Origin of the sequence: Sphingomonas faeni (genome assembly GCF_030817315.1) — a bacterium.
Lineage (GTDB): Bacteria > Pseudomonadota > Alphaproteobacteria > Sphingomonadales > Sphingomonadaceae > Sphingomonas > Sphingomonas faeni_C.
The window spans coordinates 90,324-106,583 of sequence record NZ_JAUSZF010000003.1 but is presented as its reverse complement, the minus strand read 5'-3'; the positions used below and the strand labels follow the sequence as shown (position 1 = coordinate 106,583).

Annotated in this window: 15 protein-coding genes and 2 pseudogenes; 10 read left to right on the top strand and 7 right to left on the bottom strand. The window is 55.9% G+C overall.

Features of this window, described 5'->3' with window-relative positions:
• Positions 1 to 4 precede the first annotated feature (4 nt).
• The 9 genes and pseudogenes from rfbB to QFZ54_RS17950 all read left to right on the top strand — a co-directional run bounded on the left by rfbB (position 5) and on the right by QFZ54_RS17950 (position 7,421).
• A complete protein-coding gene (gene rfbB / locus QFZ54_RS17990; RefSeq protein ID WP_307089753.1) occupies positions 5 to 1,060 on the top strand; it encodes a dTDP-glucose 4,6-dehydratase in 1,056 nt (351 codons plus the stop codon).
• A complete protein-coding gene (rfbD, locus tag QFZ54_RS17985; protein WP_307089751.1) occupies positions 1,057 to 1,986 on the top strand; it encodes a dTDP-4-dehydrorhamnose reductase in 930 nt (309 codons plus the stop codon). Before rfbB ends, rfbD begins: the two co-directional genes overlap by 4 nt.
• On the top strand, positions 1,983 to 2,849 hold the full coding sequence (gene rfbA, locus QFZ54_RS17980) for a glucose-1-phosphate thymidylyltransferase RfbA (RefSeq protein ID WP_373458616.1): 867 nt from the start codon (positions 1,983 to 1,985) through the stop codon (positions 2,847 to 2,849). The genes rfbD and rfbA overlap by 4 nt, the downstream gene beginning before the upstream one ends.
• Positions 2,850 to 2,896: 47 nt before the next feature.
• The gene (locus QFZ54_RS17975; protein ID WP_307089747.1) at positions 2,897 to 3,973 is read left to right on the top strand and encodes a glycosyltransferase; all 1,077 of its coding nucleotides are present in this window, start codon (positions 2,897 to 2,899) and stop codon (positions 3,971 to 3,973) included.
• 21 nt (positions 3,974 to 3,994) lie between these two features.
• A complete protein-coding gene (locus tag QFZ54_RS17970; protein WP_307089745.1) occupies positions 3,995 to 5,449 on the top strand; it encodes a lipopolysaccharide biosynthesis protein in 1,455 nt (484 codons plus the stop codon).
• A 102-nt stretch (positions 5,450 to 5,551) separates the two neighbouring features.
• A pseudogene (gene tnpC, locus QFZ54_RS17965) lies at positions 5,552 to 6,523 on the top strand (IS66 family transposase); the annotation flags it as partial.
• Complete coding sequence (locus QFZ54_RS17960; RefSeq protein ID WP_307089743.1) at positions 6,523 to 6,774, top strand: hypothetical protein; 252 nt, start codon at positions 6,523 to 6,525, stop codon at positions 6,772 to 6,774. The pseudogene tnpC (QFZ54_RS17965) and the gene QFZ54_RS17960, both read left to right, overlap by 1 nt.
• Before the next feature lie 55 nt (positions 6,775 to 6,829).
• Positions 6,830 to 7,142 (top strand): annotated as a pseudogene (locus QFZ54_RS17955) (transposase domain-containing protein); the annotation flags it as partial.
• A 27-nt stretch (positions 7,143 to 7,169) separates the two neighbouring features.
• Positions 7,170 to 7,421 (top strand): hypothetical protein, encoded by a 252-nt coding sequence (locus QFZ54_RS17950; RefSeq protein ID WP_307089741.1) that lies wholly within the window; start codon positions 7,170 to 7,172, stop codon positions 7,419 to 7,421.
• Between the two features lie 445 nt (positions 7,422 to 7,866).
• On the opposite strand, the gene QFZ54_RS17945 is transcribed toward QFZ54_RS17950, so the two are convergent.
• The 3 genes from QFZ54_RS17945 to QFZ54_RS17935 form a co-directional block, all read right to left on the bottom strand.
• Positions 7,867 to 8,484: a NeuD/PglB/VioB family sugar acetyltransferase gene (locus QFZ54_RS17945; RefSeq protein WP_307089739.1), complete on the bottom strand. Its 618-nt coding sequence runs from the start codon at positions 8,482 to 8,484 to the stop codon at positions 7,867 to 7,869.
• Positions 8,484 to 9,653, bottom strand: a complete 1,170-nt coding sequence (locus QFZ54_RS17940) for a DegT/DnrJ/EryC1/StrS family aminotransferase (protein WP_307089737.1) — start codon at positions 9,651 to 9,653, stop codon at positions 8,484 to 8,486. Before QFZ54_RS17940 ends, QFZ54_RS17945 begins: the two co-directional genes overlap by 1 nt.
• A 1,279-nt stretch (positions 9,654 to 10,932) precedes the next feature.
• On the bottom strand, positions 10,933 to 12,828 hold the full coding sequence (locus QFZ54_RS17935) for a polysaccharide biosynthesis protein (RefSeq protein WP_307089796.1): 1,896 nt from the start codon (positions 12,826 to 12,828) through the stop codon (positions 10,933 to 10,935).
• A gap of 169 nt (positions 12,829 to 12,997) precedes the next feature.
• On the opposite strand from QFZ54_RS17935, the gene QFZ54_RS17930 reads away from it, so the two are divergent.
• Positions 12,998 to 13,579, top strand: coding sequence for a sugar transferase (locus QFZ54_RS17930; protein WP_307089735.1), 582 nt, complete (start codon positions 12,998 to 13,000; stop codon positions 13,577 to 13,579).
• A gap of 31 nt (positions 13,580 to 13,610) precedes the next feature.
• Here QFZ54_RS17930 and QFZ54_RS17925 read toward each other — a convergent pair whose 3' ends face one another.
• From QFZ54_RS17925 to tnpC (QFZ54_RS17915), 4 genes are all read right to left on the bottom strand, one after another.
• Entirely contained in the window at positions 13,611 to 13,847 is a 237-nt protein-coding gene (locus QFZ54_RS17925; RefSeq protein WP_307089734.1) for a hypothetical protein, read from the bottom strand.
• A gap of 145 nt (positions 13,848 to 13,992) precedes the next feature.
• A complete protein-coding gene (gene tnpB / locus QFZ54_RS20545; RefSeq protein WP_373458631.1) occupies positions 13,993 to 14,244 on the bottom strand; it encodes an IS66 family insertion sequence element accessory protein TnpB in 252 nt (83 codons plus the stop codon).
• A gap of 125 nt (positions 14,245 to 14,369) precedes the next feature.
• On the bottom strand, positions 14,370 to 14,600 hold the full coding sequence (locus QFZ54_RS17920; protein ID WP_307089732.1) for a hypothetical protein: 231 nt from the start codon (positions 14,598 to 14,600) through the stop codon (positions 14,370 to 14,372).
• A gap of 2 nt (positions 14,601 to 14,602) precedes the next feature.
• Positions 14,603 to 16,252, bottom strand: a complete 1,650-nt coding sequence (gene tnpC / locus QFZ54_RS17915) for an IS66 family transposase (RefSeq protein WP_307089730.1) — start codon at positions 16,250 to 16,252, stop codon at positions 14,603 to 14,605.
• Positions 16,253 to 16,260: the final 8 nt, after the last annotated feature.

Here is a 16,260-nt window from a genome sequence, read left to right as displayed (position 1 = left end):
TACCATGCGTATTTTCGTCACCGGCGGGGCCGGTTTCATCGGCTCGGCCCTTGTCCGTCATCTGATCGAGAACACCGACCATAAGGTCCTGAACTTCGACAAGCTGACCTATGCCGGCACGCTGTCGACGGTCGAGCGCGTCGCGGCCTCGAACCGCTACCGCTTCGTCCAGGGCGACATCTGCGACGCCGACGCCGTCAAGGCCGCTATCGCCGAGTTCAAGCCCGAGATCGTCACGCATCTCGCAGCCGAAAGCCATGTCGACCGTTCGATCGATGGACCCGGTGCGTTCGTCCAGACCAACGTCGTGGGCACCTTCACGATGCTGAGCGAGGCGCGCGCTTACTGGCTTGGCCTCGACGACGAGGCGAAGGCAGCGTTCCGGTTCCATCATATCTCGACCGACGAGGTCTATGGTTCGCTTGGCGATACCGGGCTGTTCACCGAAGAGACGCCCTACGATCCGCGTTCGCCCTATTCAGCGTCGAAGGCGGGCTCCGACCATCTCGTCAGCGCCTGGGGACACACGTTCGGGCTGCCGGTGCTGATCACCAACTGCTCGAACAATTACGGGCCCTATCACTTCCCAGAAAAGCTGATCCCGCTGATGATCGTCAAGGCGCTCGCCGGCGCCGACCTGCCGGTCTACGGCAAGGGCGACCAGGTCCGCGACTGGCTGTTCGTCGAGGATCATGTTCGCGCGCTGCATGCCGTATTCGAAAAGGGTGAGCCCGGCCGGACCTACAATGTCGGCGGAAACAACGAAAAGCAGAACCTCGAGGTCGTGAAGACCGTCTGCACGATCCTCGACCGGTTGCGCCCGCGGGGCGACGGTCGGTCGTATGCGACGCAGATTACCTACGTCGCGGACCGTCCCGGCCACGACAAGCGCTATGCAATCGACGCGAGCCGGATCAAGAACGAGCTCGGCTGGGAGCCTGCCGAGACGTTCGAGACGGGGATCGAGAAGACCGTCGCCTGGTATCTCGACAACCAGGGTTGGTGGGAAACCATCGTCGCCGAGCACAAGGCTGACCAGCGCCGCGGGCTTTCCGTATGAGCGAGGGCGGTATCAGCGACACCGTGAAGCGGATCCTCGTCACCGGCGGTAAGGGCCAGCTCGGTACCGAATTGAAGCGCTACGCCTGGCCGGAAGGTTGGACGGTGGCCGCGATCGATATCGACGAGCTTGACCTGCGCGATACCGCTGCGATCACCGCGATGGTCGCGTCGCAGCCCTGGGCGGCGGTCATCTCGGCTGGCGCCTACACCGCCGTCGACAAGGCCGAGAGCGATGTCGTCACCGCCTGGGCCGTCAACGCGATGGCACCTGCGGCGTTTGCCGAAGCGTGCGTGAAGGCCGATATCCCGATCGTCCAGGTTTCGACCGACTATGTCTTCGACGGCGCGCGCGACGGCGCGTGGGAGGTGACCGATCCGGTTGCCCCGCTCGGCGTCTACGGTGCCTCGAAGCTGGGTGGTGAACTCGCGGTTCGCACGTCGGGTGCACGGTACGCGATTGTCCGCACCGCCTGGGTGGTGAGCGCGCACGGCAACAACTTCATCAAAACGATGCTCCGCGTCGGTGCGACCAACCCCACTCTGCGGGTGGTCGACGACCAGCACGGCAGCCCGACGTCGGCCACCGACCTCGCAGCTGCGCTTGCAAAGATTACGATGCGGCTTGTCGAGGATGTTACCGCACCGACAGGCACCTATCACTTCAGCAACGCCGGCGCGGTCACATGGGCGGGCTTCGCCCGCGAGATCTTCGCACAGAGCGCCGCACGCGGCGGTGCCAGTGCCGAGGTGCAGGGCATCACCACCGCAGAGTACCCGACACCAGCGACACGGCCGGCCAACTCGTTGCTCAGCCACGATGCGATCATCTGTGACTACGGCATTCATCCGCCAGCGTGGCAGACCGCGCTCGGCAACATCCTCGACGAATTGCTCGGGGCACCCAACAAGGAGACACGCGCGTGAAGGGCATTATTTTAGCAGGCGGTTCAGGTACGCGCCTCCACCCGGCTACGCTGGCGGTCAACAAACAATTGCTGCCAGTCTACGACAAGCCTATGATATATTACCCGCTGTCGGTGCTGATGCTCGCCGGTATCCGCGACATCCTGATCATCTCGAGCCCCGAATATATCGGCAATTACAAGAACCTGTTCGGTGACGGTTCGGCGCTCGGCCTGACCATCGCCTATGCCGAACAGCCCAAGCCTGAGGGCCTCGCCCAAGCGTTCACCATCGGCGCGGACTTCATCGGCGACGATAATGTCGCGCTGGTGCTAGGTGACAACATCTTCTTCGGCGCCCACCTGACCGACCTGCTCGCGAGCGCCGTTGCGCGCAAGAGCGGGGCGACGGTGTTTTCCTACCGCGTCGAGGATCCCGAGCGCTACGGCGTGGTCGAGTTCGGTGAAGGCGGCAAGGCGATCAGCCTTGAGGAAAAGCCCGAGAAGCCGAAGTCGCATCACGCGGTTACCGGCCTGTATTTCTACGACAACCGCGTCGTCCAGCTCGCGCGCGACCTGAAGCCGTCAGCACGCGGCGAACTCGAGATCACCGATCTAAACCGCCTGTACATGGACGCCGGCGACCTGTTCGTCGAACAAATGGGCCGCGGCTATGCCTGGCTCGATACCGGCACACACGACAGCCTGCTCGAGGCCAGCGAGTTCGTCCGGACGATCCAGCATCGCCAAGGCATACAGATCGCCTGCTTAGAAGAAATTGCGTTTGAGATGGGATTCATTACAGCAGATATCGCCCGATCGGCTGGTGAACGCTTCAAGAAAACCGCTTATGGTCGAGCGATTTTAACCGCTATTAACGCGTAAAGCTCGCATCGACGCGTATCATACACGCACCTACATAGGACGTAATCATGCCACGCGTGTCGGTCATTATGGCGTCATATAACCACGCCCAGTTCATTGAACGTGCCATTGGCTCAATTCTAAATCAAACTATGCGTGATTTAGAATTGATCATTGTAGACGATGGGTCGAACGATTCGTCGAATAGCATCATAGCGTCCGTAGAAGACGAGCGGGTTTACCATATCCCATTGAGCCCAAATGCTGGAGCATGCAACGCGATGAATATCGCAATTGCACGTGCAAAGGGTGATTTTATCGCTGTATGTAACTCAGATGATATATGGGAAGAGAACAAGCTTACATTGCAATTAGATAAATTGATATCGATGCCAAGTGTTGCAGCGATATTTTCAGATGTCACGTGGATTGACGAGAACGATGCTCAAGTTATACCGAGCGTTGTAGCAGATATCGATCAATTCCGACAGGAAAATAAATCCCGTCAGGCGTGGCTTCGGCAAATCATTGAAAGTGACAACTGCTTATGTCATCCATCGGTGCTTTTGCGTAGAGAAGTATATGGGCAAATCGGATTGCTCGATAACATGCTTCGTCAGCTACCAGATTTGGATCTGTGGATTAGGCTACTTCAGCACTTCGATATTTACGTTATGCCCGAGAAACTTGTGCGGTTTCGCATACATCAAAATAATACATCAAGGCCCTCGCCAGCGAAACAGAACCGCTTACGCCGTGAGCATTTTCTAATAACGAAGCGCTTTTTTAACGATGTAAGTCCAGAAAACTTTTATGGCTCGCTTCTTCCAGACTCGCCCGATAGTGCTGATACTGAAACCTCGGTGAGGTTTTGTCGAGATAAAGTCAATTACTTGCTTAATGCCCGGTGGGGATCATCGAGCGATTTGCAGGAACTGGCGTTAGAAGTTGCCTACTTTGGATCTATTGCAAACGGTATCGAAATTATTCCCGCACTTAATTTTCACAACCTTACAGCTAGTCCTATCGATCCGCCCATTTGGCCGGTTATGAAACGAAACGCCGGCAAGGCATTAAGAGTGATAACCGGCGAAAGGACCGGGCAAATCGTAACGGGATTTGTAAAAAAGATAACGGCGAGGTGAAACCCTTAATAGAAGACTTATATGCGACAGAATAAAACTGTTTCCGCAGGAATTTGGAGCGGACTAGATCTTAGTGCAAGATTTATCATTCAATTTATAGTCTCTATTGTTCTTGCCCGAATCTTGTCGCCTGCGGAGTTTGGTATCTATGCATTAACACTGATTTTCGTCGCCCTATCACAAGTCTTGGTAGACGGTGGATTCTCGACGGCTATTATACAAGCCGAAGAGATCAGCGACGAAGAGATGACGTCTGTATTCTGGTACAACCTCATTATATCTATTATTTTGTCGGCGTTTATTGCCATGGTAGCTCCGGCGGTAGCACGGTTATTCGGCTATCCGATACTCACCCCCCTGCTATATGGCACGGCCGTCATTGTACCATTTAGCGCACTTGCTACAGTTCCCGCAGCAAAAATACAGCGCGAACTGCGGTTTGATCGCGTAGCGAAGGCTGGTCTTTCGGCGTCTATAATTAGCGGCGTTATCGCGGTAGTCGCAGCAATGAATGGCGCGGGAATTTGGAGTTTCACGTTTCAAGCCGCAGCCTACGCGGTCGTAAATACGGGTCTAATATGGCTGCTAGCGGGATGGCGCCCACTTCGAAGTCCGCATTTACGCGCCGCTCGGCGGCTTGCCAGCTTTGGCTCGCTTGTTGCACTGTCTGGTTTGTTAGACGTAGTCTACGTTCAGGGATCAACGCTTATAATAGGTAAATTGTATGGGGCGAAGGAGCTAGGATTTTACAACCGCGCTCAGAACCTACAAAGTCTTCCCGCTAGTATTCTATCCGCGATCGTAACACGTGTTGCCTTACCTATTTTTTCTAGCAAGTTTAACGACAAAACCGCACTAAGACGAGGTACCCGATTAGCTCAAGGCGTGGTCATGCTTATCAATCTGCCACTGATGGCGATGTTAGCAACGGTGCCGGACCTAATTATAAACGTTTTGTACGGTGCAAAATGGCTGCCGGCGGCGCCAATCTTGACGATCCTGGCAATCGGCGGCGTTTTGTTTCCCTTGCACGCCGTTAATCTTCAACTCATACTATCTCAGGGGCGGTCTGATCTGTACTTAAAGGTAGAAATAGCAAAGAAGTTTATTGGAGTATTGTTTTTAGGTATTGGTAGCTTTTTTGGTGTCACAGGACTAGCGCTTGGTCAGACTGCTTTTGTTTTCTTGGCTTTCTTTCTCAATGCTGGGGTAGCTGGCCGCATGATTGACTATCGCCCATTTCGCCAGTTACGTGATTTGGGCGGGACAATCGCGATTACACTATTAATGGCTGGCATCGTACTTCTTGTTCGCCCGTTGTTACCATTCGGAAACTTCTGGAAGCTAGTAACCTTGTCTATTATTGCGGGCGTATCGTTCGCTGGCACTGCCTTTCTGTTACGCATCGGCGCAACTTACGAGTTACTCCAGATGACTCCGCTAGGACGGTTTCTGAAGCAACCAGAGGGCGGCTGAGTGTTGTTGCCCCCCTAAATGCCTCACAGAGCCTCGCAGGTTTGCGCGATGAACTCGAACAGCCCCGCGGACATCTCGCTGGCTATACCGGCGTTTTACAGGTCGACCGCTATGCTCGCAGATCAGATCGGCGCAGTGAGCGTAGCTGCCAGGCCCTTGTTCCTGCTAATTGAAGCGCACGTCCTGGCGGCCGAGCGTCTCCACGGCGATGACACCACCGTTCCGCGGCTGGCGAAGTACAAGACCGACGTCGCGCGGATCTGGGATTACGTGCGCGACGACCGCCCGTTCGGCGGTCCAGCACCGCCGGCAGTGCTGTGCTATTACTCGCGGCCCCGGAAAGGCGAACATCCCCGCGGCCATCTCGCTGGCTATACCGGTATTCTGCAGGTCGACCGCTATGCCGACTTCAACGACCTGTTCCGCGATGGCTGGGCTGACAAACCGATGACGCGGGCGAACTGCTGGGCTCACGCCCGCCGGCAGTTCTTCGAGCTGGCCGATGTGGCGCGTCAACTCAAGCGCCAGAAGGGCGGCGTGCCGCTCGTCTCGCCGTTGGCGAAGGAGGCTCTCGAATGGATCGACCAGATCTTCGCGATCGAGCGAGAGATCACCGGGCGGACTGCCGGCGAGCGCCCGAGCGTGCGCCAGGAACGCGTCGCACCCCTGATCCGAGCACTGGAAACCTGGATGCGGGAAAAGCGCGGCATTCTGTCGCGTCACGATGCCGTCGCCAAAGCGATCGCCTATCTGCTCAACGACTGGGCGGGGTTCACGACATTCCTCGTGGACGGTCGGATCTGCCTGACGAATAACGCGGCCGAGCGAGAGCTGCGCAGCGTAGCGCGCGGCAGGAAAGCCTGGTTGTTTGTCGGCTCGGATCGCGGCGGTGAGCGCGCTGCGATGATGTACAGCCTCATCGGCACCGCCAGGCTCAATGGCGTCGATCCGCTCGCGTGGCTTACCGACGTCCTTGTCCGCATCGCTGATCTGCCGCAGTCCCGGCTTCACGAGCTGCTGCCTTGGGAATGGATCCGCCTTCGTAAAACGCCGCTCGTGCAAGAGGCTGCCTGATGACTGATCCCCAACCCGAACCCGAACTGATCGAATCTTCGCTGAACCGGTCAATCGAGCGAGGTGGCAGGCGACTGGAAGTCCACATCGTCCGTCTAGCAACTGAGCGAGGGTGGTCTCTCGAAGTGGTCAACGATCACAACACCTCGATCGTCTGGGACGACCAGTTCGAAACCGATCGCGACGCTGATGCAGCCTTCCAAAGCGCGCTGGCCGAAGAAGGTTTCGAGGCCTTCCTCGACAAGGACTGACGCACCAGCCCCGCTCCGATAGCCGTCAATCCGCGGCCTCTATCGGATGCGTACGATCCAAGCACTGGCAACCTGGACGCGGGAGAAGCGCGGCATTCGGTCGCGTCACGATGCCGTAGCCAAAGCGATCGCCTATCTGCTCAACGACTGGGCTGGGTTCACGATATTCCTTGCGGACGGTCGGCTCGGATCGCGGCGGTGAGCGCGCTGCGATGATGTACAGCCTGATCGGCACCGCCAGGCTCAATGGCGTCGATCCGCTCGCGTGGCTTACCGACGTACTTGTTGGCATCGCTGATCTGCCGCAGTCCCGGCTTCGCGAGTTGCTGCCTTGGGAATGGATCCGCCTTCGTAATCCGCCTTCGTAAAACGCCGCTCGTGCAAGAGGCTGTCTGATGAGTTATCCCCAACCCGAACCCGAACTGATCGAATCCCCGCTGAACCGGTCGCTCGAACGAGGCGGCAGGCGATTGGAGGTTCACATCGTCCATCTAGCTACCAAGCGAGGATGGACGCTCGAAGTGGTCAACGACCACAACACCTCGATCGTCTGGGACGACCGGTTCGAAACCGATCGCGCTGCTGATGCAGCCTTCCGAAGCGCGCTGGCCGAAGAAGGTTTCGAGGCCTTCCTCGACAAGGACTGACGCACCAGCCCGGCTCCACTAGCCGACAATCCGCGGCCACTATCGGATGCGTACTTTCGGAGCAGACGTTTATCGCTGGAAGCAAGGTGTACGGCGGTTTCGGTCTCGCCGAGCTGGGGGCTTGCAGCAGCCCTAGGATAAGAACCGGCTGCTGAAACAGCTGGTTGCGGACCCTCAGCATCGACAAACATATCGTGCAGGACGTTCTGGCGAAATAGCTCTGACGCCTCACCGACGTTGACCCGCATGCGTTGCTCCGCGACGTAGCTACTCAAAATCCCAGACGGCCACAGAGCCCACTTTACACCCCGCAAGCTCGAGTTCTATCTCTTGCAAATAAAGCAGTTGTCTTGGCCTACTGATGACATAAAATACAGTTCATTAGCCAAGTGCCTAGTAAAGCGGTGACAAACGGTAATCACCCTCGCAACAAGCCCTTCGGCAACTATAATATGCTTAATTTTGTGCCAATTGCGGTTGCCCCGCTTGGTATATGTTTTAGTACCGTTGCGGACATACCAATAGTTGCTCCTTGGCCAATACGGAGCCGTTGAGCAGATACCCCATTTCGTATAACCGCACCTGCGCCTACAAATACGTCATCATCAATTCTAACCCAGCCGTTACATGATACCCGCGGCGATAACGTCACGTAATTGCCAATTACACAGTCGTGCGAGACTTGGGAAAAGACATTGCAAAGAAAATGGTCTCCAATCTCAACTGAGTTATTGATCACCGCAAAATCACAAATTATTGCTCCAGTACCAATGCGCGCTGAAGGCGAGACGATAGCGTGATCTGAAATGAGTGTTGCGAACGATCGGCCTGAGAATCGTGCAGCCAGCGTGCGCCGATCCGCCGAACTGCCGATCGCAAAACAGATTTCATCACCAGCCTCAAGCGTGTCCGGATGGACGACTGGGATGCCCTGAACTGGGTCGCCGGGGTTGTCGACAACGAAGACTAAATGTTCATATCTCGAACGAAGCCTAGGGGAACGGGCAACCATATCGGCTAACTCGCGGCCCATGCCCCCCGTACCAAAGATGGCCAATTTCATTAGCGCGAATGCATCAAAATTGCGTCGCAAATCCTAAGCTGGTCCTCGTTCGAAAGATCCGGATATATCGGAAGACTCAGCACTTGCCTTGCAGCACGTTCAGCAATTGGTAAAAGTCCCAACGCAGCCGACGGCAGATGCTCGTACATTGGTAAAGAGGACAAGAGAGGAAAGAAGTATCGCCTCGAAAAGATGTTCTGCTCTTTAAGTACGCCATAAAGCATATCGCGACTCATAGGAAAATGTTCGTTAACCAAGATAGGAAAATAAGAGTAATTGGGCTCAACATCTTCCGGTATGTCAATAAGATCTATACCAGTGACACCGCCCAACATTTCTCGATACAATGTATCAATGGCCCGGCGTTCACGACGAACTTGCTCAAAGTGTTTAAGCTGGACGATACCGAATGCAGCGTTTATCTCGCTCATCTTTGCATTTGTACCAAGAGAAGGAATATTTACCTCGTCTGCAATCCCGAAGTTTCTAGCTGAGTTAACCGCAAGTTTACGATCTTCACTATTAGAAACTACTGCCCCCCCCTCGAATGTATTGAAAGCTTTGGTCGCATGAAAACTGAGAGCTGCAAAATCGCCGTATGATAATAGACTGCGCCCCTTGTAGCGCACGCCGAAGGCATGAGCTGCATCGTATATAATGATCAAGTCGTGACGTTTCGCGATCTCTTCAATGGCTTCCACTGCACAAGGATTACCATAAACATGGACGGCCATAATTGCGCTAGTGCGGGGCGTGATCGCGGCTTCAATAGCGTCCGGATCAATGTTGAGATCGTGAGACCGAACATCTACAAATACTGGCTCCAGCCCCTGTAACGCCAGCGCATGCGTTGTCGCTACAAAAGAATATGGAGTTGTGATTACTTCACCAGTCAACTTTGCAGCGTCAATTGCTGCAGTTAACGCAAGCATGCCATTGGACGTCAATGACACATATTGCGAGTCAAACACGCCAGTAAGTTGAGATTCTAGCTCCTGGTGGAAAGGCCCATTGTTGGTAAGAACTCGGGTTTCCCAAATCTTCTCCAGAAACGGTAGGAACTCTTCCAATGGCGGAAGGTAAGGACGTGTGACATAAATTGGATTCAACGGGTGAAGCTCCCGGTGGGGAATTGGACCGCCTAAATGGCGGACGAAAGGCTTGTTCAATAGCCGTTTCAAAGCCTTCCGTCGAGACCGTGATGCACGTTTGCCGGAAAAGTACCGAGCCCCCGTATTTAGCGTCCAAACCCAATCGGCGGGTTGAGACGGAGCGACCTTCCTAATTTACTGGCGTGCTTTAACGGAGGCGTCGCATGGCATTGTTCTGGTTGTCGGACGAGGCGTCGTCACCGATCGAGCCGCATTTGCCCAAGAACGTCCGGCGCGAGGAGGGTGGACGATCGTCGGGTGATTTTGGGTAGCCTACGTGCTGAAAGTGGTTTGCTACGGATGCGGCGGCCAGACCGACTATGGTCCCTTCCACGACGGCGTACAAACGCTTCAATCGTTGGTCGCACTGAAGCTTCTAGCTCAAGCTCCTTGATGCGCTGGTCGACGCGGCGCGGTGACCACAAGCACCGCGATCGCCAACACGTATGTAAAGGCGCAACGCGCTACGTTTGGGGTAAAAATGGGCTAAAGCGCAGGCGCTCGGCCGCTCACGCGGAGACTGGACGGTCAAGATTCACTCCCTTACGACGTCGTCGGTCGTCCATTTGCACTGATGCTGACGCCTGGCAACGTCGCCGACATAACCGTCGCGCCGGAGTTGCTAGCTCGCATGGGCAGCGCGTTACGTTCTTGCGGATAAAAGCTCTGATGCCGACCCTCTCCGTCATGCGCTACGTCAGTCGGGGCTGTACCTATCATCCCAAGCCGATCCAGCCGTAAGCGGAATGTTCGCTACGATCGCACGCGCTACAAAGATCGACATCTAGTCGAGAACGCCTTTTGCCACCTGAAGAAACCTCGCCGAGTGCCACCCGTCACAACAAGCTCGGCGCCAACTTCCTGGCAGGCGTAGCGCTGGTCACCGTCGTCCCCTTCTGGCTGTGAATGATTCTGAGCCCTAACACCAATCGCCGTGTAAGTGCGCGCTGTTGCAGGTCAAATCCGCAGGGGCGAAGGTCGGGGTGAATGGATGCGATAGCCTCAATCCGCTTTAGAGCCAAAATCATGATCGGGGTTAGCAATACGCCGCGTCATTCACACTATAAACCAAACGACCATTCAGGCTTCGATCTACGCGATGATGGTTTCTCAGTCTTTGGCCAGACGCCGGCATCTGATGATGCGCCTCGCCGATTATACGTACGCACGCCATTTAAATATTCGTCGCGCATTCGGCGCACACTAGCGCTACGGGGTAGCGCGTATGTGATGCTTAACGAAAGCCATACTAAACAACAACTAAACCGCAGCGTCAGTCGCTGTTGTAAAAACATTGTCAAGCTGAAATCTGGCGCAGCTCCTTCGCGCCATGATTATTTATATGAACATAGTCCAGAACGTCGACCGTTGGAGCAAACTCCTTGACTGTCGCGACCAGTATCTGGCGAACCTTGTCCGACCGTCGATCGTTGACTGCCTCACGTAGCAGCTGAAGCTGGATATTCAGCTCCTTCACCGGAAGGAAACCTTCTACAGCCTTTCTAATACGCGGATGCCCCGTTGTGATAGGAGCATCCTCTATCAGTAGTTCTTCGTACAGTTTCTCCCCGGGCCTTAACCCGACGACACGCAATTCGATATCACCGAAAGGATTGCCGTGATCACGGACGGTCAAACCTGACAATTCTATCATGTTTCTCGCTAGATCGACAATCTTTACTGGCTCACCCATATCTAGAACGAAAACCTCCCCGCCGGTCGCCATCGCGCCAGCTTGGATTACCAGCTGGGCCGCCTCGGGAATTGTCATAAAGAACCGGGTGATCCGGTCGTCAGTAATTGTTACCGGCCCGCCAGCTAGAATCTGTTGCCTAAATAGGGGTACTACGGACCCAGAAGAACCGAGAACGTTTCCAAAACGTACCATCGACAAACATGTATCACCACTCTCTTCTGACAATGCTTGAAGCACCATCTCAGCGAGGCGCTTGGTAGCTCCCATCGTATTGGTCGGGCGAACAGCCTTATCCGTGCTCACTAGAACAAAATGACCCACCTTATGCTTAACGCATTGCTGCGCAACCGTCATAGTACCGAACACATTGTTAACAACACCTTGAATAGGGTTGTGCTCGACTAAAGGGACATGCTTGTATGCGGCTGCGTGATAAACATGGCTTGGCTTCCAGCATGCCATTATTTCGTCTACACGTTGTTCATTTTGTACCGAACCCAGTAACGGGATAAGCTCTACCTCGATATCTCTATCGCTAGTAGCACGAGCCGCCAAGAACGCCTCTAGTTCTCGATGAATACTGTATAGGGAAAACTCACTGTTATCGAACAACAGAATTTTTGAGGGGTTTGCTGCAATAATTTGCCGGCATAGTTCTGACCCGATCGACCCCCCCGCCCCTGTCACCAAAATTGTTCGGTGCGCTAGATGAGCGTTCATTACAAGGCGATCAGGCGTGACAATATCCCGGCCGAGCAAGTCGTGAATATCTAGATTGGTTATATTTTGATTAGGAAAGTCGTTAAGTACTAGCTCGATGATATCCGGTAATGTTCTCACCCTAACACGTAAGGAACGAAGAAGAGCTAAAATCTCATTGCGGCGCTGCTGTGTCGCAGAAGGTATGGCTAAAAGAACCTCGTCAACAACCAACTTGTCGACGAGCTCAGATATACCCTCTGTCGAATATATACGAATTCCGTTGACCGAAGCTCCCTGTAGGCCCTTATTATCGTCAAGAAATCCGGCAACTTTCATCTCTCGACGGCTGCCGATCGCCGCAGCTAGTTGGCGCCCTGATACTCCAGCGCCGTAAATCAGTACTCTTGGGAGGACGCGCACGCCATCACTACGATCGATCAACTCACGCAAAATATAGCGTGCGAGAACGCGTGCCAAAATCATGAATACGAATAGCAATACCGGCTGGATAATGCCGACGGTTCGTGGCACACCCGGGACACTCCAAGCCGTAAACACTGTGAAGTACGCCAAACCGTAGATTAGGAGAGCGAAAAGGATCTGGTTGTATCCCGCAGCTTCAGCATGGCGGAATACCGGACGGTAGATTCCTACGATCGCGAATACGGGAATTGCAAGAACCAAAGATCCAACCACTGCCCACGCCATAGGCCCGTAAAGCGGGGTCCACTCGCTCAGCCGAAGGAAATAGGCTATCCATACGGCAAGAACGCATAGGCTTACGTCGATCGTCACGATCAAGGTGCGTTTCGCCCATCTGGGCAGGGAAAGCATGAGTTGCGCTACATTAACCAGTCGCATGTTGACGTAGGTCTCTCTTATGAACTGATACGCTGAGCGCGCGCCTTTACCGCCATCAACCTCGCTTGACCAGCCGACAGCTTTCCCTCTATCCGGCCCAGCCATGCGGAATGACCCAATAAAAAGCAAAGGAAAGCGTTTACTCGATCTGGCGTTAGTGCTGGCTCTCGGGTTGCCATCGGCGTTGGCATGCCTCGGCGCCGCTTTGCTGATCTGGCTAGACGACCGTGCCAATCCCTTCTTTGTTCAGTTGAGGGTGGGCCGTGATGGAAAGCTGTTTCGGCTTGTAAAATTGCGGACAATGCGCGTTGGTACGGGTGACCGCCCTTCCCATGAAACGATGCGCAACAGCATCACCCGCGTGGGTGCGTTACTCCGCAGAACGAAATTGGACGAACTACCGCAGTTATGGAACGTTCTTATTGGCGATATGAGCTTTGTCGGCCCACGGCCCGGACTGCCCAGTCAACTCACGTTGACGGACAGCCGCCGCAGCCATGGCGTAGATAGACTTCGTCCCGGGATCACCGGTGTTTCGCAAGTTCAAGGTTTAGATATGTCTACGCCGGAACTCCTTGCAAAGACGGATGCTACGTATATTAGTAACTGGTCCGTACGAAGAGACTTTAGTTTGTTATTGCGCACGGCAATGGGGGGCGGACGTGGTGATGCCGCTAAACTCTAAATTGGTTTCCGATCAGTCTGCATCCTAGCCACTAGCGACGAAATAGTTCGAGCATTCTTGGGAATATTAGAGGTCGACGATGCGGCCGATGGCCCGCGCCGCACGGACGACTTTTCCCATTGTCCTGACGCGCCTTAGCAATGCGCAGTTTGAGATCTTCGATAATGGCGTTTGCATCGGCGACCTGAGCCTGGGCGATGGCGGCGAGTGCCTCGGCCTTGGGTAAAACTGCGCGGGCAATGAGAACGGTGTGGCGATCGGCAATCAACAGCGCCTTGAGCGCTTCGATATCATCCGGAAGGCCCGCCGGTATCCATCGAGGCTTATTTTACAACAGAAACCGTAGATTTTTCCAGGCGTTTCGGAACCAAAAGCCTAGGAAAACTGGGCGTTTCACCCCGCCAATTCGAGCCTTAGCGTGTATCGTGGATGCTGCCAGCCGATGCCTTCCAGAAGGAAGCCCAGTTACCCCGCCGAAATGGAAATGATGCCGTCAGATGTTGCTGGCCAAGTGAAACGACGCGCTCCAGCCGTTTTGCGTAGAGCGACATTCCGAGGCCATCATGCCACAGAATCTTTAGCAGATCGCCGCAGCGCCCCCTAGAAACATAGAGGTCGCCGGCGTGCGGGTTTCGTACAAATCCCCGCTGGATCTGCGTCGCCAGCGAAACACGCCCTTGCGTATGCCCGTCCTGCCGGTGGCTATCTTAACCCTGGAACCACCCGGAACAGGAATCATGCTTTGAGCGTATGCATTCGGTGAGCGCCCTCAAGGTTGGCGTAGATGGTGCTACGAGCCGTCGAGCCTGGTTTTGTCGATGATGTATCGGAGGTTCTCGATACCTTCATCAGTGAAGGCGGACGCCAGGGCCCAATCCTCGTCGCCGAAATCGTCGTCGATGACCTGGATGGCGCCATCCTCGGGAAACATGCTGATAGCCGCGTCGGAGACGGTGTCCTCGGTCTCGCCCAGCAGTCTGGCCGCGTGTCGCAAGGTGTAGACGCGGCTTGTAGCAGGCATGTCTAAGCGGCTTGCGCGATGGCTTCGGGACGCTGCTGTCGTGCTTTCCATTCCCACGGCAATAGCTCGTGAAGCCGTGTCTGCGGATGGTCGGAGATCTGCGCGATGACGTCGCGGAGCCAGGCATGCGGGTCGACGTCGTTTAGGCGGCAGGTCTGGATCAGCGTATACATGGCGGCTGCACGGTCACCGCCGCGGTCCGAGCCGCAAAAGGTCCAGTTCCGGCGCCCGACCGCGACGGTTCTCACCCGGCGTTCCGCGGCATTGTTGGTCATGCAGATCCTGCCGTCAGATACGAAGCGGGCAAAGCTGTCCCAGCGTGCCAGCATGTAGTTGATGGCCTTGGCCAGATCGCCCTTGCGCGACAGGCGGCCATATTGCTGACGCAGGAACTGCTCGAGCTCGGCGACGAGCGGGGCGACGTGGACTTGTCGCGCGGCGAGCCGTTCGCTTGCGTTCCGGCCCCAGATCACGCGTTCGGCAGCGAAGATCGCATCCATGCGGGTGACGATGTCGACCGCGAGCGGCGCCTGGCTCAGGCGAGCTTCCTTGAAGAACGGGCGACGGGCGTGTGCCCAGCACGCTGCTTCCAGGATGGGTCCTGGCTTGCGGCCCGCGGCGTAGAGCGCGTCATAGCCGCTATAGGCGTCCGCCTGCAGGATGCCGGCATACCGAGCAAGCTGTCGCTGCGGATGGGCTCCTGTGCGGTCGCGGGTGTAGTAATAGCAGACGGCGGGCGGGTCGGTCCCGCCAAAGGGGCGGTCGTCGCGGACGGATGCCCAGATCCTGCCCGTTATGGTCTTGCCGGCCGCCATGACCGGCACGGTCGTATCGTCATGGTGGATGCGCTCGCCGGCGAGGATGTGCGCCTCTATGAGATCGACCAGGCCGCGCAACAGGACGGTCCCGTGGCCGACATAGTCGGCAAGCGTCGACACGCTGATGCTCATGCCTTCGGCGGCATAGGTCTCGCTCTGGCGGTTGAGCGGCTGATGCAGGCCGAATTTGTTGAATAGGACCATCGCCAGCAAATTAGGGCCAGCCGATGCGCGTGGAATGGGGTGGAAGGGCGCTGGCGGCTGCGTGATGGTTTCGCAGGCCTTGCAGATGAACTTCTCACGGACCGTCTGCACGACGATCCACTGGCGAGGAACGACCTCACGGCTTTCCGTGATGGTCTCACCAATCTTCTTAAGCTCCGCACCGTGGCAGCATGGGCAGCTCTCTGGGGCGGGTACGACGACACGGTGCCGGGGAAGATCGGCAGATAACGGAGCGCGGGTCGGCTTCTTGCGAGTGAACGGCACCACGGGAACGCCGGCTGCACTAGCTTTGGCGACCGCAATCTCAGCGGCGAGCTCATCCTCGGTCGCCGTGGCTACAACGTCCTCGAGTTGCATCTCGAGCTGATCGAGCAGCTGCTTGTGCCGCTCGGACGACTGCCCCCATTTGTCCTGACGTGCCTTGGCGATGCGCAGCTTGAGATCTTCGATGATGGCGTGTGCATCGGCGACCTGAGCCTGGGCGATGGCGGCGAGCGCCTCGGCCTCGAGTAGCGCTTCGCGGGCAATGAGGACGGTGTAACGCTCGGCGATCAACAGCGCTTTGAGCGCTTCGATATCATCGGGAAGGGCCTCGATGCCGGTGTTCATCGAGGCTC